Raw genomic sequence first — 20,656 nt, 5'->3', positions numbered from 1 at the left:
CTGCCTTTTAGACTGACTCGTCTGGCAGCTATATTTATGGCGTCCAGCGGAAGCTTTTATAGTTATGCCCAACCCGATAATCATTCCGGTGCTTCTACCGTTGAATTTGATCCGATCTTTTTGAGCCCCGGTTCGGTGCATAAAGTCGATATTTCACGATTTGAACACGGGGCAACCGCGCTGCCGGGGATCTATAAAGCGGATGTTTTTGTCAACAATATGAATATTGGTACCGAAAGCATTCAGTTCAAAGAGCAGGAAGATAAATCTGTTCAGTTATGTCTGAGTCCATCGACGCTGATGCATCTCAATCTTGATACGGAACAACTGCCGTCTGAAGTTCTCGCACAAATGAAAGCGGGTGATGAAAATTCATCATGCCTGCCTGTTAATCAGCTATTACCGTGGATATCGAGTACCTATGACTCGGGGGCTCAGCGCCTCGATTTGTCGATTCCTCAGGCCAGATTGCAAAACCAGGGGCGGGGTTATGTTAACCCTGAGCTTTGGGATTACGGCGTTCCTGCTGCGCTACTCAGCTATAACGGTAGCTATTATTCCATGCGCTCTCACGGTAACACCACTGACTCCGCATGGTTGGGATTAAATGCCGGGATCAATGTCGGCCCCTGGCAGTTCCGCCATAACGGTAATTTGACCTGGCAGGAACAGACAGGTAAGTCATATCAGCGTACGAACACTTATGTGCAGCGGGATTTAACCGCACTGCGTGGCCGTGTGGTGGTGGGGGAAAATAATACCAGCGGCGCACTGTTCGACACGCTGCCGTTTCGTGGCGTGGAACTGGTTGATGATGAACGCATGCTGCCACAATCTGAGCGAGGCTATGCGCCGGTGATTCGGGGTATTGCGCGCACGAATGCCCGTATAACTGTGCGTCAGAATGGGCAGGTTATCTATGAAAATACCGTGGCCCCTGGCGCGTTTAACATTAACGACTTATACCCAACGGGCGCCGGTGGGGATTTGGATGTCACGGTAACCGAAGCAGATGGCGCAGTTCAAAATTTCAAAGTTCCATTTGCCTCAGTGAATCAGTTACTGCGTCCGGGAACACACCACTATGATTTTATTGCGGGCCAGCTTAACGATACGAGCCTGTCGTCGCATCCTGAACTGTACCAGTTATCCTGGCAGCAGGGGCTTAGCAATACCTTTACTGGCTATGGCGGCATACAGTTCAACAGTCACTACTATGCGGCCCAGTTAGGTACCGCGATAAATACTCTGGCAGGGGCAGTGGCTATCGACGCCACGCATGCAAGGACAAAACTGGACAGTAATCAGCCCGATTACAGTAAAGACCGCAGCGGTCAGAGTTACCGCGTGACATACAGCAAATTTGTTCCCGAAACCAACAGTAATTTTGCAATCGCTGCTTACCGTTATTCCACATCAGGATACCTGGATTATTACTCTGCAATGCAGATCCAGGATGCACTTAATAACGGGAGAACACCGGGTAATCTCTATCGTGCAAGAAACCGATTTACCGCGACGATAAACCAGGGATTGCCTGCGGGCTATGGGCAATTTTATCTGACCGGCTACGTACAGGATTACTGGGGTAAAGATACCCAGTCAGATCTGCAATATCAGTTTGGCTATAACAATGTATTCCACTCCGTTACCTACGGCATTAATGCCGGACGCACGCGTAACGGCAGCGGGAATATGGAAACGACTTATCAGCTCAACTTTTCCGTGCCGCTGGGCAGTATCGGAAGCTCAAATACGCCACAGTTGACCACCTCGTTCACGCGTGACAGCAACGGTAATACCGGACAACAGCTCGGCGTGGCGGGGTCTGCGGGTGAAGATCACCAGTACAGCTATGGTATGACTGCCAGCCATTACAGCAACGGCGCGGGTACCAGTGGTAGCGCGAACGCGCAGTATCGTAGTCCGGTAGCCAATATGACGGTTTCTACAGGGGTAGGCAAAAACTACCAGAGTAGTTCAGCGGGTCTGAGTGGAACCATTATTGGTTATCAAAATGGCATCATGATGACGCCATACATCAGCGATACATTCGCCATTATTGAAGCCGATGGTGCTGCGGGCGCGCGCGTGGGTGGCTATAGCGGTGTGCGGGTAGATCATTTTGGTCACGCAGCTGTGCCGTATCTTAATCCGTATGAAATGAATGAGGTCAGCCTCGATCCACAAGGACTGTCAGATACCATCGAGCTCGATAATACCAGCCAGAAAGTGGTGCCTCACGCCGGTTCAGTTGTGCTGGTGAAATACGGCACTCGCAAGGGATACCCGATTCTGGTTCACGTCACGCGAGACGGATCGCAGCCTCTGCCTTTTGGTGCCGATGTGCTGGACAGCAAAGGGGATAATGTCGGATCAGTAGGTCAGGGTGGGGTTATTTATGCCCGGGTTGCCAAAGAACACGACACTTTACAGATTCGCTGGGGAGAACGTGAGAATCAACGCTGTCTCATTCCTTATCGCATTATGCCGGGAACACAGGCCACCGGGAAAACCGCTATATCCCGATTTGAATCAACGTGCCAGGATTAAAATCAGAGATGAAATGGTTTAATCTTTTTATGGTAAAGGTCATCGCTGTATTTATTTACGCACTGCTGTGTTCATTCGTCGTATTCATTGAATATGATGATGTCGGGATTGTTGATAACGATGAAGATGAGGCTGATTACTACATGTATTAATTAGCTGGTTTAATTAATAATCATAGAATGCTTTTGCAAATCCGGATTGGATTTTCATGCGTGCTGTCCTGATAAATTTTGAGAATCTAAAATGAAGAGTTTTTTTTACATTTGTATAATGCTGTTTGGCTTATTCTTGAAGCCCGCAATGGCAACTTGTGCATTTACTTCAGATAGCCCTATTCAGAAGGAAGTTATAGCATCGATACCTTTATCTGTTGGTAATATTACAGCAGGAGCAGAAATTCCAAATGGTACTGTGCTATACAGGCAGACGTATCGGCCTGGTTATAGTAATGCGGCGACATCATGTACCGATCGTATCTATGATACTCAGTTTTTATATACCAGTACGCCAAAGCCGCTTTCCTCCTGGAATGGCTCTCCATATGGAGGAAAGGTATATGAAACAGGGGTGCCTGGAATAGGTGTGGCATTCTGGCGTTCCGGGGACGCTTTTCCTAAAGTTTTCGGGGGAGGATGCAGCGGTTCATCGAATTGTATTATAGCAAATGGATTGCTTACCTGGGACATTTCTCTTATTAAAATCGGCAATATTACGCCGGGCACGATATTGGGCAGTAATTTACCCTGTATGAATGAGTCGCTTGGGAACGTAAACTCACCTGTTTCTCTATTAAAAGCGTGCTTTAGTGGCACAATCAACGTTGTTTCCAGGACGTGTACGACACCAGATGTGACGGTGAATATGAGTAAGCACGATATTTCGGTGTTTCGTGCTACCGGGAGTACAACGGAGTGGGTCGATGCCTCAATTAAACTGACTGACTGCCCTGTGTTTTATGGTACTGCTGATGATGGTGATAAAAATAGCTGGTCAGAAAATGGCACTATCAGTATCGGTGCGGTAACGGCCAATAAATTGGGAGTGACGTTAACGCCTAATACTTCAGTACTGCAATCCAGCAATGGGGTCTTTGCTTTATCAGAGTCGGCTGATAGCGCATCAGGTATTGGTATTCAATTGGCTTACGGGACCAGTGCCTCTCAAACTCCGGTCACTTTTTTACAGGAAAAACGCTATACCATGACGCTGGGTTCATCAGGCAGTGTCAATATTCCTCTGGTAGCAAGGTATATTCAAACGGAAAGTAGAGCACAACCGGGCAAAGCAAATTCAGCGGTAACATTTCTGATTAGCTATTATTAATCTATTCCTCCCGGCATTCAATATAGAGTAATTAAAGGTGCATTCAAAGTGTGATGCATTCATGGCTGCTCTGTTGCCAACATTTATATATTAAATGGTTAAATGTAATGAAAGTTTTTATTATAGCACTGCTGGCTATTGTTGTGCCTGTGACGGATGCTCTGGCTGATATCTCGTGCTCTGCCCTGACTCCGCAGTCAAATACAGTACCACTCTCTTCGACAATATTATCAGGTGCTGATTTGCCGATAGGTAGTGTAATATATCGCCTGACAATTACATCCAATGGGTTTGGCCTTAAATGCAATGGTGTAATGAGTGGCATTCCCCTATTATTTAGTGTGTCTAATGAACCGTCTACGCCAGTATCTGTTGCGGGATCTCCTTATAGTGGGGCGGTAGTATACCCAACGAATCTGCCTGGTGTAGGTGCGGTTGTGTGGTATTCAGGACACGCTTTTACGAAAGCATTACCGTATAAAACATTAACAATTAATTATAGTTCAAGCGCTAATCTTAACAATATTTATTATTTTTCAAGAAATGTTGATATATCACTGATTAAAACAGGTGCAATTTCTGCTGGTTTCGTTAATGGTTCATCGTTACCTACGATAGTGTTGTATACACCTGAAACTGCTGGATATACCGGGCTGCCGTTGAATTACTGGACGCTGAAATTCTCTGGTGTCGTTGGTGTGACTACAGGAACCTGTACAACGCCAAATGTGAACGTAGATCTCGGAAAACACGACCTGCGGACAACATTTAAGGGAAAAGGGTCAGCTTCAGAATGGGTTGACTCGTCGATTATTCTGGAGGATTGCCCGGCATTTTTGGGGTACTACCCCACCAGTAACCCACAAAAATCATCAACCACCGGCGACACCAGTGGCGGCACTACGCCTTCAGGCAGCGCAACGGCAAATAGTCTGGTTGTTTCTCTGACGGCAAGTACCGGTATTATTGATAGCGCAAATGGGGTTATTGCACTCAATAATGACGGAGGTGGTTCAAGTGCGACAGGAATCGGTGTGCAAATTGGTTATAAAAACACGACGAATCCGACGCTATGGAATTTTTCAAATTCATGGACGTACAACACTACGAGTGATGGTGCTGCAACGATTAAGTTACCTCTTGCCGCGAGATATTATCAGTACTCAGATGTTGTGACGCCTGGGAAAGCAAATTCGAGTGTTATTTTTACCATTAGTTATCAATGATAAATAATTTAGTCTTTTTTATTTCTGAGTTTAAAAATATGGAAAATCTGACTTTAACCGATAGTGATGTTTACACCTATATGGGAGGAAATATCGTTCCCTATATTCAGCCTATTATTGATTCGTCTAATAATAACCTGACAGGTGCAGAGGTTCTGATGAGGATAAAACGCGAAGATGGTGCCGTCATTCCACCGATTGATTTTATCGACAAGATAGAACAAGAGGGTAAATTGGTCTCTGCCACCAGAGTCATTATGCATGAGGTTGTTGATTTTTTTAAAAATAAAGTGGATTTGTTCCCTGACCGATTTTATTTTTCATTTAATATCAGTGCTGCACATTTTCATTATGACGGTTTTGTTGAGGATTGTCAGCGTTTTATTAATGCTTTCAATGGGCGAGTTGGATTAGTTATCGAATTACTCGAATGTTCTGTTCTGCAATTTGATAAAACAACTGTCAAAGTTATAAAACTGTTGGCAAAGAAAGGGGTACGATTTGCGCTGGATGACTTTGGTAGTGGGCTTTCTCGGGTGATTTATTTCCATTATGCACCCATTTCAATTGTCAAGTTGGATAAGACTTTAATGAAGAATACAAAAAATAGAATGGAGTATGCTGATGTCTTAAAAGCACTCTATGCTTTTTCTCGCCAGCTTGATATGACCATAATAGCTGAAGGTATTGAAAATGAAATTCAGAAGCGAAAGATGGACGAAATTGGTGTGAATTACCATCAGGGCTTTTTATATTCCAGACCGGTTCCGAAAGATGTTTTTTTTACAAACTTTCTTAATTGAGTAGAACTACATGAATCTGATTCATATCTATTTTGATAATATCGACCCCTATGCTAAGGCGGAGCTTTCAGGTTACCTCGAGTTTATGACTGGCAAGAGATTGGTTGTCATGAGCAACCTGAGTGAACTGATGTCGATGAACGACTCGCAGGAAGTTATCATCTTCGTGAACAAGCTCACGCATGGTGCTACGTGTTTTTGTCAATACGAACGTCTTAACATGAAAGTTATCGATGTGGTGGACGACCTGGTAACGTCATGTTCCGCTTTAAGGCGGATAATCAACCTGCGACAACCTATATCTTGTATATTTGAAACAATCACCCGGGTGATCAATAGCAACCATCATCGAACTGCTTGTCAGCTTTGTCATGTTCTTAGTGAACTCACGCCCGAAGAAAAAATGCTGATTAAAATAATCAGAGAGGGTAAGCACACGACAGAGGAGATGGCGTCAGAAATGGGTATTGGTAATAAAATTATCAGTAAACACAAAAGGAAAATTATGGATAAAGTAAATATCGATAACTCAATCTCTTTTTATAATTGGGTTATTAATATGGAATTCTTCAATTTGTCTGGTATTTCTGGGTGAATCATTCATTTTTGCAAAAGATGTAATCTGCTATCAACTAGATTTTCCGAATCAATCTGCTATATTTACCATGGGTTTAATCTGGATTCATATTGTATTCAATAGTTCCGTTTCTATTTTTTGAAGATGAAAATTAATGAAATATTTGATAGATAATATTGTTGCATTTGATGATAAGAACGGGGTGTTGGAAAATAAAAACTCTGGCACATCGATAGTTTTGTCCACTACAGCGATCAGGATTTTATCTTTTTTACTTAAAAACCAGGGTGTTGTACTTAGTCGTGACGAGTTTTTTGAGACTGTGTGGGATGCCTACGGACAAGAGGCTTCTAACAACTCTCTGAATCAATATCTTTCTGTTTTAAGAAAAGCGTTTCGGAATGTGGGTCTGGAGCATGAAATCATTATTACTGTGCCGAAGCAGGGTTTTCTGATTAAGGTCAATGTAGATTATGATGAAGAAGACGTATCAACGCTTAGTGAGCAAAATTTTACCTGTGTGAAGCCTGAACCTGAACCTTTGGATACAATAACCTCTCCAAATGATGTTGAAATAACTGAGGAAACAATACTTCATGATGACAGTGGTTCGAACGAGATACCAAAACAAAATAGCCCTGCTTTTGATAAAAAACATTATTTTCTTAATGCTCTTTTAGGGCTGGTGTTTATTTTTACGATAATATTTGTATTTCAGTACTGGCCATCGACTTCAAAAGTGATACCTACCGTACAACTGCATTCAATCGGAAAAGTAGAATCATGTTTGGTCTTTTCGCTTTACGAAAGTTCGGAGGAAATGACTCAGGTTAAAATGAATATTGCACGTGGAATGATAGTTGAGCATAAACTGCCCTGTATTCCTAATGCAATTTATATCTTTCAACCTGATGATATGTTTGTTTATAATCAAATGGGACGTGTTATGCTAAGTCGATGCACGGCGAGAAAAAATGATCCACTACATGGATTGGCCGGTTGCAAGGATATTTATATTTATGAAAAATAAATCATATAAATTAATGGCTTTCATGTTCACTATGTTTTGCATAGTACTATGTAGTGTTACCTATTGGTTATATCAAAATAATGAGAATGACAAACGCTTTGAATGTTATTCTCTCACTACATTCCCTAAAGCCCCACCTGTTGGAAATTTAACGCTATTGACGCATTTTATTCTAAGTCAGAATGATGAGGGGGTCATTACGTTTACCGGTGAGAATGATAACTCTGAATCAAAGCTCCAGGTATCGAGAGAGGTCCACTTCGATTATCAATGGACGGAAAATGGTAAGCTTAATATTTTCAATGTTAATGTTGTCATAAACCAGTCTGATACAATCAGTAATGATGTGTTTAAAGCAAACGTTTTTAATTTTCAACGTCCAGAAATTCATATGTTTATACATCGTTTTAAAAACAGCTACGTTTTGGGAAGTTTGTCATCACCAATTTCCATGTGCGTTGATAAGGATAATATGCTATGAGTCTTTTACCAAATTTATCGAAGTTTTATGTTGCTTCTTAATTTTGGGAACGCTTGAGCTGAAAATTCGATGTGAGAAAAGTGGTCAACGCTTCCACCGAATTTGAAAACCAGGTCGTTATGCGGCCTGTTTTTTTTGAGCCGGTTTCAGCATGCGATTCAGTCGTGCTGATGTGACGCTGGAACGGCGTTCTGGCATACCAGTGAATATCAACCGCAGGGGCGGTTCCTGGCAACCTGGGTGCACAACGCGTTATCAACAGGACGGACAAAATCCTGCTCAAATTTTAGCATAATGATTTGTTTTATATTTTTTAACGTCCAGCCCTGGCTATTACTATTTTTAATGCCCATACGTTTTTTCGTATAATAAGATGCTGTCTCCATTACGAGAGACATCATAGTGAACAGGTTCTTAATAATTTTTCATGTTTCATTTAATTTTCTGCAAATAGTTTGGTCTGACACGCAAAACTGATTAAATCATGGTGTGGATCACTGCCGACAGAGCGTAACTGAAATATAATGGCGGTATCGTTCTGAAGCAGGGTTTATTCGCTTCAAAAAATTACTATTATCCACCATGAATGGAAGACATGATGAGAGGAAAAATCCCCAAGAGCGAGTTGCTGGTGACGTTCGAAGTTGTGGCGCGTCACGAAAGCTATACCCGCGCGGCAGAAGAACTGGCGTTAACGCAGAGTGCAGTGTTCAGACAGGTGACGGCCCTGGAGGAGTTTTTACACACCTCATTATTTAACCATGCCAAAAAACGGATTTTTCTAAATGCAGCTGGAAAGCATTATCTGAATATCGTGAAAGAGACGCTTAATAGGCTGGAGCGCGATACAAATATGATAATGAGCTGGCAGCCTGCCGTTCAGGTGGTGGAGTTAGCGGTAAATCCTACCTTCAGTACGCACTGGCTGATCCCCAATTTATGGGAGTTTAATAAATTAAATCCTGATATTATTGTCAACATTCACTCGCTGGCTAATATCGGCGATTTTTTAAATCGTGAATACGATGCGGCTATTATGCGCGCAGATTTTTGTCCTCCGTGGTCGGAGGTCGATTATTTATTTGAAGAGGAGATCCTGCCGGTCTGCAGCCGAAGCTTGCTCCCCAGTGCGGAGCAGAAACTGGGGGTTGAGGAGCTGCTAAGAGAATTTCCACTGTTACACCAAAGCACTCGCATCAATGGCTGGCAGGAGTGGTTTGCGCTTTCCGGTATTACCAGTCCGGATGTGAATCTTGGCCCGCGTTTTGACCTCCTCTCGATGCTGATTGCCGCAGTACGATCGAATCTTGGTGTCGCGCTGCTTCCCCGCTTCGCCATCCAGCATGACCTGGACTGTGGCGAGATGGTTACCCCCTGTGATGTTCCTATCCGCACCGGCAATCGCTTCATCATGACGTGGCGGGAGGAAAAGGCTCAATCCCTGCCGTTACAGACCTTCCGCGAGTGGCTACTACAAAAATCAGTAGTGTCTCCGGTGGAGTAAAAATACCGGATGGCGACAGCATAGCGCGCCATCCGGTACCGACATGCTTACCAGTCAATGCCTTCCTGTGCCTGAATACCGCTGTCAAATGCGTGCTTTACCGGGCGCATTTCGCTAACTGTGTCGGCAAGCGCCAGTAATTGCGAGTGGCAGCCGCGTCCGGTGACGATCACTGTCTGCTGCACCGGACGGTTCTCAACCGCCGCGATCACTTCCTGAGTATCCAGATAGTGATAAGCCAGCATATAGGTGAGCTCATCCAGAACCACCAGGTCGTAGCTCGGGTCAGCCAGCATGCGTTTACTCTCCTGCCATACCGCCGTTGCGGCCTGAATATCCGTCTCCCGGTTTTGTGTCTCCCAGGTAAAGCCGGTGCCCATAATGTGAAACTCGACGCCGAGCGGATGCAGGGTGTTGTATTCGCCATTATCCCACTGACCTTTAATAAACTGCGCGACGCCAACGGTTTTACCGTGCCCGACGGCACGCGTTGCCGTGCCGAAGGCAGCAGTGGACTTGCCTTTTCCGTTGCCAGTGAAGACGATCAGAATTCCTCTCTTCTCTGTCGCCGCCGCTACGCGGGTATCAACCTGCTCTTTACGCTTTTGCTGCCGTTGGCGGTGTCTGTCTGCGTTAGCTCGCGCTTCCATAATGGATCCTTAATGTCCGGCAGGGCAGGATGCACAGCGATGCTGCTGCTCAAACTGGCTGAAGAAATTATTCCCTTTGTCATCAACCAGCACAAAAGCGGGCAGATTTTCGACCTCCATCATCCACACCGCCTCCATGCCCAGTTCGGGATACTCAAGACAGCGCAGGCTTTTCACATACTGCTGCGCCAGCAGGGCCGCCGCACCGCCGATGCTGCCGAGGTTGAAGCCGCCGTGCTTATGGCAGGCATCGGTGACCTGCTGGCTGCGGTTGCCTTTGGAAAGCATGATCAGGCTTCCGCCCGCGGCCTGGAAAGCATCGACGTAGCCGTCCATGCGCCCGCCGGTGGTTGGACCGAGGGAGCCGCAGGCCTGATTCTCCGGCGTTTTCGCCGGACCGGCGTAATAGACGATATGGTTTTTCATGTACTCCGGCATCGGCTCGCCGTTATCCAGCCGCGCTTTGATTTTTGCGTGGGCGATATCGCGGGCGACCACAATCGGGCCGCTTAACGACAGCCGGGTGCCGATCGGCAGGGCGGACATATCGCGCAGGATCTCACGCAGCGGGCGGTTCAGGTTAATCTGTACGGCTTGGGCGTCGTTTTCATCACGGCTGGCCTCCGGGATATATTTCCCTGGGTTATGTTCCAGCTTCTCCAGCCAGATACCGTGTTTGTTGATTTTCGCTTTGATATTGCGGTCGGCGGAGCAGGAGAGTGCCATGGCGACAGGGCAGGAACCGCCGTGGCGCGGCAGACGGATGACGCGGATATCGTGCGCGAAGTACTTGCCGCCAAACTGGGCGCCGATGCCGAATTCGCGGCTGGCGTTGAGCAGCGTGGCTTCCAGCGCCGTGTCGCGGAACGCCTGGCCCAGCTCGTTCCCGCTGGTGGGCAGGTTGTCATAATATTTTGTTGAGGCCAGCTTCGCCACCTTCAGCGCCTGGTCTGCAGAGAGACCGCCGACCACAAAGGCAATGTGATACGGTGGACAGGCCGCGGTACCGAGCGACTTCATTTTCTCGATCAGGAACGCGGTGAGCTTCTCCGGCTGCAGAATGGATTTCGTTTCCTGAAACAGCGCGGCTTTGTTAGCCGAACCGCCGCCTTTATTGACGAACAGGAAGCGATATTCACTCCCCGGCGTGGCGCTGATGTCTATCTGTGCCGGCAGGTTGGTTTGGGTGTTGACCTCGGTATACATGTCCAGCGGTGCGTTTTGCGAATAGCGCAGGTTACACTCGCTAAAGGTGGCATAAACCCCTTTGCTCAGCGCTTCGGCGTCATCACCGCCGGTCCAGACGTGCTGGCCTTTGCTCGCCACGACGGTGGCCGTGCCGGTATCCTGACAGTTTGGCAGAACGCCTTTTGCCGATACCTCGGCGTTACGCAGCAGCTGCAGGGCGACATACTTATCGTTACTGCTGGCCTGCGGGTCGTGCAGGATGCTGGCTATCTGCGTTAAATGTCCGGCGCGCAGGAAAAATGAGGCTTCATAAAAGGCCTGCTGGGCCAGTAGGGTCAATGCCTCAGGCGCCACCTTAATGACCTCCTCGCCCTCTAACTCCGTCACCGTAACGTGTTGCGTGCTGAGGAGTTCATATTCCGTCGTATCGTTACTTTGAACAAACAATTCCTGCCAGACAAATGGTTTAGACATAATACTTCTCTCTTTGTGGTCGTTTTTGCCGGGCGCTGGCGTAGCTGCCGCGCCCGGCTGACAAAATCACAGGCTGTTAGGATCAATGGGCTAAAAAGAGGTTGGCCTGCGTCGCCCCGGCAACATACGCAATCGTCTGCTGGGCGCGGACGCTATTCCCGGCGGCATCCAGCGGTGGCGAATAGACCGCGATGGCGTATTGCCCAGGCACGATGGCAACCATGCCGCCGCCGACACCGCTCTTCGCCGGGATCCCAACGGAGTACAGCCATTTGCCGCTGCTGTCGTACAGCCCGGCAATCGCCATTTCCGCCAGAACCTGCGGTACGTAGCGTTCATTCAGCAATTGCTTACCGTTGAAAGGTGATTTGCCTTTGTTCGCCAGCACTGCGCCCATTTTGGCGAGCTGCTCAACGGTGATATCTACGGAACACTGGCGGGTATAGATTTCGACAGCTTCCCGGGTATCGCCATAAAAGCTGTTGTAGGACGCCATCAGCATCGCCAGCGCCTGGTTATGCTGATTGGTCTCCATTTCTGATTTGAACACCGGTTCGTTGACGGTCAGCGAGGCATCGGCCCACGCATTCAGGTTATTGAGAATTTTGTTCCAGCGGTCGGTCTTATCTTTCGCCTCGATCAGGCTTACCGTGCTCATCGCCCCCGCATTTACCAGCGGGTTTTCCGGCGCACCTTTGGTCAGCTCAACCGCTAAGCCGGAGTTGAAGGGCAGACCGGTCGCACTGGCACCGAGTTTATCCAGCACCTCCTGCGGGCCACGCTGCTCCATCGCCAGCGCCAGGGTGAACACTTTACTCAGCGACTCCATTGGGAACGCTTTTTTGACATCGCCGACCTGGTAAATGTTGCCGTCGACCGTGGCAAGGGTGATGGCGAAATTGTTGGGGCTATAGGTCGCCAGGGCAGGGATGTAATCGGCGACTTTCCCCTCATGATTACTTTTAAATTTTTGGTGAGCCTGCTCAAGCAGCTGCGCGTAGTCCGGGGCGGGTTGCGCCAGCGCGGCGGCGCTAAACAACAGGCTGACGGATAAGAGGCTGACGCCGAAAATATTTATCTTCATGGGGCTATCCTGTAAATCGGAAGATAAAAGGCCAACGACGGTTGGCCTTTGTAATCAATACATGGCGATTTCTGTGTCTGAAGTGGTACTTTCTTTGGCCGGAACCTTGCCGCGGCAGCCGACGCCGAAGTGTTCGCCTTCCCAGCGCCCGACGATAGCGGCACCCATCGCGTTACTCATCACGTTGGTGGCGGAACGGCCCATGTCGAGGAACGGATCGACGCCCATCAGCAAAATCAGGCCCGCTTCCGGAATGTTGAACTGGTTGAGCGTGGCGGCAATAACCACCATCGATGCACGCGGCACGCCCGCCATCCCTTTCGAGGTCAGCATCAGGATCAGCAGCATGGTGATCTGCTCGCCAATGCTCAGTTCGATGTTGCACGCCTGGGCGATAAACACGGTAGCAAACGAACAGTAGGCCATTGAGCCGACCAGGTTAAAGGAGTAGCCGATGGGCAGGACAAAGCTGGCAATCCTTGAGGAGACGCCGAATTTTTCCAGTTTGTTCAGCGTGCCCGGGAAAGCCGCTTCTGAACTTGAGGTCGTAAAGGCCAGCAGCGCAGGTTCGAGGATCGCTTTTGTCAGACGACTGATGCACGGACCGACAATCATCGTGGACAGGCCAATCAGAATCGCCCACAGCAGGCCGAGCGTCATGTAGAACTCGCCCATGAAAATACCGGCGCTGACCATCACACCCAGACCGCGTTCGGCAATCAATCCGGAGATCGCGGCAAACACGGTCAGCGGTGCAAACAGCATGACGTAGCCCGTCAGCTTCAGCATCACATGCACCAGAGAGTCGAGCACCTTAATGATGGGCTCGGCTTTCTCGCCAATTGCCGCCAGGCTGCAGCCGAGGAAAATCGAGAACACCACGATTTGCAGGATCTCGTTGCGGGCCATAGCATCAACGATGCTGGTCGGTACCGCGTGAGAGATAAACACTTTCAGCGTGAACGGCTCGGACTGAACGGCCGCGACGGCCCCGGCGTCATGGGCGACAAAGTTAATGCCTGCGCCAGGCTGGAAGATATTGACGATAACCAGCCCCAGCGCGATCGACAGCAGCGAGGCACAAATAAAAAGGAAAAAGGTTTTGGAGAATATACGGCCGAGTGTTTTAGCATCACCCATTTTGGCTATGCCGACCACCAGGGTTGAAATGACCAGTGGGGCGATAATCATTTTCACCATACGTAAGAATATAGTGGTGAAAATAGAAATATCTTGTGAATACGATTTTGCTGTATCTGCTGATGCCATATTATTAATGACCACCCCGGCTATCATGCCGAGTATCAAACCTAATATGATCATTTTCGTTAAGCTTATTTTTTTCATGTTTACTCCATCGGATAAAGGTTGGTTAATGTGTAGGGTCGCGTGCGTCTGAGCCATGACGAACCGCTCAGACGCACGTTTGTTGTGACCAACCGCATGAATTATCTGGAATACAGTGATACAGCAAATATCTATATCCCAATGGACGTTGTTGTATTTGTAGTGTTACAGCTCAAACTCAATACTTAATAACGGCGCATGCTGCTGGGCACCATAAACATCATTGTCACCGACGTTGCCGGAGATAATATCGCGAGGCATGACGATTTTGACCGCATTGGCCGGGTCGAACCAGATAATGCGATGTATAAAGTCAGGCTTAACGTTATATAAACGGGCAATAAGCTGTGGCGTTAATTGCTCCGAGGCTTTTACCCGCTGATAGTCTTCACGCGTTTTAAATAAAATATCCAGAACCAGCTCATACGGCCCCGCATTTTTAGAACGAATGACCTGCGCCAGTGAGCAAATACTGTGTTTCATAACTGAACTCCTTCTGGCGTGACCTGCTCGATGTGGAAATCAAACCGTAGCGCGTCACTCGCTTCAATCAGGTGATAGATTGAGAACTCATACACCGGGCCGCTCTGAATATCGGAAGGGGAGAACGGGAACGCGAGGTTGCCCGCTGTGGCGATCCGGTTTTCATAGCCGTAGTGCAGCAGGGTAGAGCGCACCAGCGAACAGACGCTGTTGGCGATATCCTGGGTGGGGGCCACCACGTCCAGCAAAATTCCCAGCTCGTGCCCGGCAGACTGCATTGGCTCATGGTTGCCCATCACGCCATTCTTTCCGTACAGGTGGAACGTCATGCGGATGCTGTCGTCATTCAGCGAGAGGTTGCGCTTCACGCTGACCTGCACTTCTTCGAGGATATTATCGATCCCGGCAATCATGATCGGGTCGCGAGTACCGGCAATGGTCAGGCAGCGGAAGCCGACCCGGCGTGCGCCTTCCAGCTTCAGCGCATACGGCGTTTCTTCGTGGCGGGAACCGCTGACGTACACTTCGCCCTCGTTGATCGCTTTGAAGCTGCACCCTTTCAGGTTCAGGACGCCGCCCGGTCCCGGCAGGAAATACGGGTCGGATTTCTCATACAGGGTATGCGCTGCAGCCGATGTTTCGGTGAATTTACGCTTCGGATTAAACGTTTTCAGCGTAAAGCCGTTATCGTCAATGATGCCCATCGCGCAGTCGGAGCCAGATCCCGGCGTAGCAGCAATCGCCGCGCACTCAAGGATCTTACCGCAATGCAGCGCCAGACCTTCATCGAAGCCCTGCATGACAGGCAGTGCGGCAAAGCAGGCCGGATCGTATGCCCGTCCGCCCAGCACCACCTGCGCCCCGGCCGCAAGAGCCCGCTGGAAAGGCTCGATACCCATCTGCGCGACAATATAGGTGCTCTCCTCGATGGCCTCGTGGGTCAGCTCAGGGACGAAATCCAGGGCAGTGATTTTCCCGTTGTCCAGCGCCTGATGCACAGTGGCTTTATCGACATCCGACGGGATCAGCGCCATAGAGAATGAGAGTTTCTCTTCCTGAGCAATCTCGAGGATTATCTGCCGGCACCACTCCAGATGCGGCGCGGCACCGGAGCCACCCGCGGTACCGATCACCACCGGAATATTGTGCTTAACGCCAGCCACGATCATATAGCGCAGATCGCGTTTTACCCCCGCCCGATCGGTGAAAGGCTTACCTGCCCCCAGGTAGTGGGGGCCAGGGTCGGAAGAGCCCGCGTCAACAGCAATAAGATCCGGCGATTCTTCCATAGCTTTACGAAAACTCTCTTCCGGGAAGCCATAGCCCAGGATTGCCGTTGGCGATAAGATCTTAAATGTACGTGCCATCTTTTAATCCTTAGTTTGCAACAGTGCGATGGTGCGGTTCATTTCGTTAAACACGATGTTAAGACCTTCATCGAAGCCCATGCCCGGCTTGATCAGCATGCGCATCGGGCGAGCGGCGAGGGCCACGTGCACGCAGGTGCGGGCGCTGATTTCCGTTTCGTTACAGGTACCGCCCTGATAGGCTTCCATGCCGTGTTTGTTGCAATACAGCACCGCATCAACGATGTTGTGAATACCGCCCAGATCCGGGGTTTTAATCTGCACCATGTGGCAGCTGCCCGCATCGGTGAAATCCACAATGTCCTGATAGGTGTTACACCACTCATCGGCAACGATTTTCACGCCGGAACCCAGACGCATCAGCTCGTGGGTGATGGCGGTCAGCAGGCGGATTTGGTCCGGCTTGTTACCCGCATCCACCGGCCCTTCAATGTACAGCGGCAGGCCCTGGGCCTCTTTTTCGAGGCTGGCGATATACGCGGCGCAACGGACCGGGTCCATATCGAAAATCAGACCGATAGTGCCGTACACGTCAATGTGCAGCGTCGGGCGATAGCGCGGGCTGGTACGCAGGCTTAAGATGCGGTCGGATAACCAGCGTACATACTCACGCAGTTTTTCACCTTTCAGGCCCAGCTTCTCTTCCACGTTGTTGATAAGCGCATGCGGCAGTACATCAACGCCTTTGAGGATCATTTTGTCGACGGCGATATAGCGGTCGTCACCGCTCTGACCAAATAATGGAATGGCTTCCGGGACGCACGGCAGTTGCCACTCGTCACAAACGACTTCCGTTTTCAGACGACCGGTCGCCAGGGCCGCCGCGTCGAGCAGCGCCTGCGACAGGCCATAACGCACGGCGGTATGCAGCAGATGGCCATCTATACGCAGTTCGTCAAAGAAGCGGGCGTTCGTCAGGAACCGGTCAACGTCACGGCCTTCCAGCAGCGGTTTGATGTGATCGTTAAGGAATGGAATGAAGTGTTCAGCCAGGAACAGCGGATCGCGACCGCCTGCACCTGAATATTGCACCGCTGCACAATCGCCCACCGCCACCGCGCCGTTTTCCAGAATCAGCTGTACGGATACGCATTCACCCGCCTGACGAACAGACGTAAATCCAGGCGTTACCGGAGCGCCGGTATAGATAAACCCGTCATGCCCGGCACCGTTTTTGATGGCCTGCTGATCGTCGAAATAGAATGAGGAGTAGCCTGCGGTGAAAAGGGCCTGTTTAATTTTCATTATGGTCTTCCTATTAATTTACTGTGGGATACCGCGTTGATGTCATCAACAACCATCTGGAATGAGGGCTTACGTCCTTCAAAACGCGCGCGCTCGGCGACGTAATCGTGATGCAGGGCGAGAATATCTTTCGGCAGCGGAACCGCGCCGGCTTCCAGCACGCGAATCGCACCGGCGTTATCACGCACCGGCAGGATTTTGCCCGCGTTGCAGGAGGCGGGAGCAAACGGTACGTCCAGCACGCCAGCTTCAAACGCCAGCACCGTTCCGCGCGCGACATCGCCGTTGCCCAGCTCGAAGACTTTCTTCAGCACGGCGCGGACTTCGCTCTTAATGAGCTCGACTTCCTGCTCGACGGCGGCACACGGTGGGAATTTCTGATCGCTGACCATGTTGAGCATCTGACGCGAGGCCTTCAGCCCCTGGGCGTTTGCGGCAGCGGTCGGAATACCGAACGCTTCGTGCGGGCTCTTGGTGATCACTTTGGTCGCACCGGACATACCGGCAACCGCTGCACCCCAGGAGATAATGGCAAATGCTTTCGACTCATCTTCCGGGAAGCCGCCCATCCACTGGTGGAAGACGGTACTCAACTCGTAATCGTCAAAGCCGTGGTTATGGAAATATTCGTGGGAGAGTTCACGCAGAGCCTGAATGGCGGCGATATCCTGCGTCAGGCTACCGACCTGGCCGTAGCCGACGGTGATTGACTTCACGCCCTGTTCCAGCGCCAGCAGACCTTCGATAATCGCCACCGAGTGGGACACAAACGGCGGGATCAGGGTGCCGGTCAGCGGGCCAAACGGTTCGCGGTTGATTCGGATGCCGTTCTCTTCGTACAGGCCCATCAGGCGGTCGCAGTACTGCCAGTCGCGGATGGATTTTTCCAGAGTGACGCGCTTAGCGTACGGGATGTTGTACGAGATACCGCCGCCTTCATAGCTGGTAAAGCCGCTGGCCATTGCGATCTCCGCCAGCAGGCGCGCATCCGGCGTGCCGTGACGTACCTGAATCGGTTTCTCCAGCGCTTCAGTCATGCGACGGCAGGCGGCGACGCCGTGGTTAACGACCGGTAAGCCGTTAAGCTTGGAGGTGCCCGCTTCGATGGATTTTTGGATCCCTACCGCTGCCTCTTCATAGCGATTCAGACGGGTGTAGGCATCAATGGTGCTGGGCAGCAAATCGCAATCTTCCTGCAGCGTTTTGAGCAGGGCGATATGTTCATCCATGAGCGCTACGCCAGCGCGCGGCTGGCTCAGGGTTTTACCTTCCTGATCCGCCTTCAGTAGAGCGTGAGAAAAGCGTTTTTGCTCAGGAATGGTTTGCTGGTACTTCACGCCATCTTCGAAGTTCTCAACGTCCTTGCCGGTATGCCAGGTTTGTAAGACCTGTTGCCGCTCAGTCATGAATTCGTCATGGGTTAGCTTTTTATTTCGAAGTTCCATTCGTTGCTGCCTTAGGTTTTATAGGGTTAAACAATGAATACTGGTGCGAGCCGCCGCCTGCGGGTCCAGCCTGGCGACATTTGCCAGCAGAGGAAGCAGACCTTTTGCATCGCGGTAATAGTCAAACTGCCCGGGTAAAAGCACGCGTCTGCTGCTGTCGTCCAGCTCGCGGTACTTCAGCCAGCGGTGAACATCAAACTGACTGGCGCGGGAGAGCCATCCCCCGGAGCCCACCACTTTGCGCACGGTGGTCAGATCGCGCCCCACCTGCAAATCGACGTTACCTACGCAGGTGCAGACCTGTTTTTTGGTGCCAGCGTGGCGCTCGCTGGCGTACCCAACGCACAGCCCGGCCAGCAGCGTGTCGAAATGTTTTTCTTCTTCGGTGACAGGCAGATAATCCGGATGTGCGACCAGATGGCGCAGATAGCCATAAAACGCTTCCTTGCGCTGAGGCTGATGGGCAAACACCGCGTTCACCAGTTCGTGTGTACTTTCGCCGACCACCACCGCCGAGACGCGCATACCGAGGTCTCCCTCGACGGTGCGTTTCACAAACGGCTCAGGCACGCCGTGCAGAACGGTATCCGGGGAGAGCATGTTGGCGCTGGCGGAATAGACGTCGGTGGTGGCACCGCCCATGTCGATCAGCATGAATTCTTTCCACGCGCTGTCGACGTCGCTGATCGCTTTCACCAGCTCGTAGACGGTCCACGGTGTTGGCATCGGCTCCTCGCCGGTTTCCCCGACGATAACGTCCAGTCCTTTCCCCTTCACAATGCGGGACAGAAAGACATCGCAGATGGCCTTGCGGGCGGCATACGGATTCGGGTGATCGAGGTCAGGCAAAACGTTGTCGACCGTAATCAGATCTTTGTGGCCAAGAATAGCCTGCACGTCGTCCTGAATATCGCGGTTTCCAGCGTAGATAATGGCGCAATCCAGCGTTGACGCTGCCAGCGCGCGGGCATTGGCAAGACCATAGCTCTCTTCTCCGCCGTCTGTACCGCCAGTGAACAGCAGAATGTCTGGTGGGGAATCCTCCAGTGCCCGGATATCGTGGCGGTTAAGTTTGTAGGAGTAGTACTGGGCAATTTTGGCACCCGCCGAATGGGCGGTGACTTTGGCCGATTCCAGGGTGATCGACGGCACCAGACCCATTGCGGCAACGGCGAGCCCACCTTTTGCCGACGAGGAGTATTTCAGCGTAACGTCCCCGCTGTTCAGCAAAGGTCGCGCATCGGCAACGTTTAGCACCTGGTTCAGGCTGGTAAAGAACCCCTCCGCCAGGTGGTGGGTCGTCGTCGGGGTCAGAACATGGTTGACCAACGTTAGCGCATCACCCTCCGGCGTGAAGAGTGCTGCTTTGGTCCACGTCGAACCAATGTCGACTGAGACGATTTGCATCAGAAGCCCTCTTCGAGACAAAGCTCTTCAACGCGCTGACGCTGCTGTATATCGTTCGCCATCAGCTGACAGACGTCTTCCAGGTCGTGGCTTGGGGCGAAAACGCGGTTGAAACCCATCTCTTTGAATTTGGCTTCGACGTCGGCAAAATCGTGCTTACCCACGACCAGATTACCGCCCACAAAAAGCAGGATGTCGCCGATACCGCGTTCGATGCAGCGCTCACGCAGCCCCAGACAGTCGATATCGCCATGGCCGTAGATGGATGAAACGACAATAGCATCAGCCCCGGTTTCGATGGCCGCATCAATATATTCATCCTGGCTCACCATCACACCAAGATTGATTACGTGAAAATTATGGGAAGTAAAAACACGGTCCAGAACTTTATTGCCTACCGCATGGCAGTCAGCACCAATGACGCCAATAACAAGTGTTGATTTCTTCATGGGTAATCCTCTGTAGGGCT

At 50.3% G+C, this 20,656-nt stretch carries 18 protein-coding genes; 8 read left to right on the top strand and 10 right to left on the bottom strand.

Annotated features, from left to right (window positions below; all coding sequences use genetic code 11):
- The first annotated feature begins 36 nt into the window (after positions 1-36).
- From JGF26_RS02240 to JGF26_RS02205, 8 genes are all read left to right on the top strand, one after another.
- Positions 37-2,553 carry a fimbria/pilus outer membrane usher protein gene (locus JGF26_RS02240; protein WP_238934089.1) on the top strand — a complete coding sequence of 839 codons (2,517 nt, stop codon included), beginning with the start codon at positions 37-39 and terminating at the stop codon, positions 2,551-2,553.
- A 243-nt stretch (positions 2,554-2,796) separates the two neighbouring features.
- Positions 2,797-3,876: a fimbrial protein gene (locus JGF26_RS02235; protein WP_108090318.1), complete on the top strand. Its 1,080-nt coding sequence runs from the start codon at positions 2,797-2,799 to the stop codon at positions 3,874-3,876.
- Positions 3,877-3,983: 107 nt separating this feature from the next.
- Positions 3,984-5,102 carry a fimbrial protein gene (locus JGF26_RS02230; RefSeq protein WP_134707481.1) on the top strand — a complete coding sequence of 373 codons (1,119 nt, stop codon included), beginning with the start codon at positions 3,984-3,986 and terminating at the stop codon, positions 5,100-5,102.
- Positions 5,103-5,140: 38 nt separating this feature from the next.
- Positions 5,141-5,905 (top strand): EAL domain-containing protein, encoded by a 765-nt coding sequence (locus JGF26_RS02225; RefSeq protein ID WP_167587157.1) that lies wholly within the window; start codon positions 5,141-5,143, stop codon positions 5,903-5,905.
- Positions 5,906-5,915: 10 nt separating this feature from the next.
- Positions 5,916-6,500 (top strand): hypothetical protein, encoded by a 585-nt coding sequence (locus JGF26_RS02220; RefSeq protein WP_134707483.1) that lies wholly within the window; start codon positions 5,916-5,918, stop codon positions 6,498-6,500.
- Positions 6,501-6,636: 136 nt separating this feature from the next.
- Positions 6,637-7,512 carry a winged helix-turn-helix domain-containing protein gene (locus tag JGF26_RS02215; RefSeq protein WP_134707484.1) on the top strand — a complete coding sequence of 292 codons (876 nt, stop codon included), beginning with the start codon at positions 6,637-6,639 and terminating at the stop codon, positions 7,510-7,512.
- Positions 7,502-7,993, top strand: a complete 492-nt coding sequence (locus JGF26_RS02210) for a hypothetical protein (RefSeq protein ID WP_108090314.1) — start codon at positions 7,502-7,504, stop codon at positions 7,991-7,993. The genes JGF26_RS02215 and JGF26_RS02210 overlap by 11 nt, the downstream gene beginning before the upstream one ends.
- Before the next feature lie 598 nt (positions 7,994-8,591).
- Positions 8,592-9,497 carry a LysR substrate-binding domain-containing protein gene (locus tag JGF26_RS02205; protein ID WP_134707641.1) on the top strand — a complete coding sequence of 302 codons (906 nt, stop codon included), beginning with the start codon at positions 8,592-8,594 and terminating at the stop codon, positions 9,495-9,497.
- A 47-nt stretch (positions 9,498-9,544) separates the two neighbouring features.
- Here JGF26_RS02205 and cobO read toward each other — a convergent pair whose 3' ends face one another.
- The 10 genes from cobO to glmS all read right to left on the bottom strand — a co-directional run bounded on the left by cobO (position 9,545) and on the right by glmS (position 20,636).
- Positions 9,545-10,147, bottom strand: a complete 603-nt coding sequence (gene cobO / locus JGF26_RS02200) for a cob(I)yrinic acid a,c-diamide adenosyltransferase (protein ID WP_108090313.1) — start codon at positions 10,145-10,147, stop codon at positions 9,545-9,547.
- Positions 10,148-10,156: 9 nt separating this feature from the next.
- Positions 10,157-11,809 (bottom strand): class I fumarate hydratase, encoded by a 1,653-nt coding sequence (locus JGF26_RS02195; protein WP_134707485.1) that lies wholly within the window; start codon positions 11,807-11,809, stop codon positions 10,157-10,159.
- 82 nt (positions 11,810-11,891) lie between these two features.
- Positions 11,892-12,893: a glutaminase A gene (glsA, locus tag JGF26_RS02190; protein ID WP_134707486.1), complete on the bottom strand. Its 1,002-nt coding sequence runs from the start codon at positions 12,891-12,893 to the stop codon at positions 11,892-11,894.
- A 54-nt stretch (positions 12,894-12,947) separates the two neighbouring features.
- A complete protein-coding gene (locus JGF26_RS02185; protein WP_049008338.1) occupies positions 12,948-14,240 on the bottom strand; it encodes a dicarboxylate/amino acid:cation symporter in 1,293 nt (430 codons plus the stop codon).
- A 165-nt stretch (positions 14,241-14,405) separates the two neighbouring features.
- Positions 14,406-14,723, bottom strand: coding sequence for a DUF4387 domain-containing protein (locus JGF26_RS02180; protein WP_049008345.1), 318 nt, complete (start codon positions 14,721-14,723; stop codon positions 14,406-14,408).
- A complete protein-coding gene (locus JGF26_RS02175) occupies positions 14,720-16,090 on the bottom strand; it encodes an acyclic terpene utilization AtuA family protein (protein WP_134707487.1) in 1,371 nt (456 codons plus the stop codon). Before JGF26_RS02175 ends, JGF26_RS02180 begins: the two co-directional genes overlap by 4 nt.
- 3 nt (positions 16,091-16,093) lie before the next feature.
- Entirely contained in the window at positions 16,094-17,335 is a 1,242-nt protein-coding gene (locus JGF26_RS02170; protein ID WP_028019187.1) for a methylaspartate ammonia-lyase, read from the bottom strand.
- Positions 17,335-18,780, bottom strand: a complete 1,446-nt coding sequence (locus JGF26_RS02165; RefSeq protein WP_028019186.1) for a methylaspartate mutase subunit E — start codon at positions 18,778-18,780, stop codon at positions 17,335-17,337. The genes JGF26_RS02170 and JGF26_RS02165 overlap by 1 nt, the downstream gene beginning before the upstream one ends.
- An 18-nt stretch (positions 18,781-18,798) precedes the next feature.
- Complete coding sequence (gene glmL / locus JGF26_RS02160; protein ID WP_134707488.1) at positions 18,799-20,187, bottom strand: methylaspartate mutase accessory protein GlmL; 1,389 nt, start codon at positions 20,185-20,187, stop codon at positions 18,799-18,801.
- Complete coding sequence (gene glmS, locus JGF26_RS02155) at positions 20,187-20,636, bottom strand: methylaspartate mutase subunit S (protein ID WP_028019184.1); 450 nt, start codon at positions 20,634-20,636, stop codon at positions 20,187-20,189. Before glmS ends, glmL begins: the two co-directional genes overlap by 1 nt.
- Positions 20,637-20,656 lie beyond the last annotated feature (20 nt).

The sequence above is a fragment of the Enterobacter sp. E1 genome (assembly GCF_016809815.1).
GTDB classification, from domain to species: Bacteria; Pseudomonadota; Gammaproteobacteria; order Enterobacterales; family Enterobacteriaceae; genus Enterobacter; species Enterobacter adelaidei.
The sequence above is the reverse complement of the archived record's forward strand: the minus strand, read 5'-3'. Positions and strand labels throughout refer to the sequence as shown.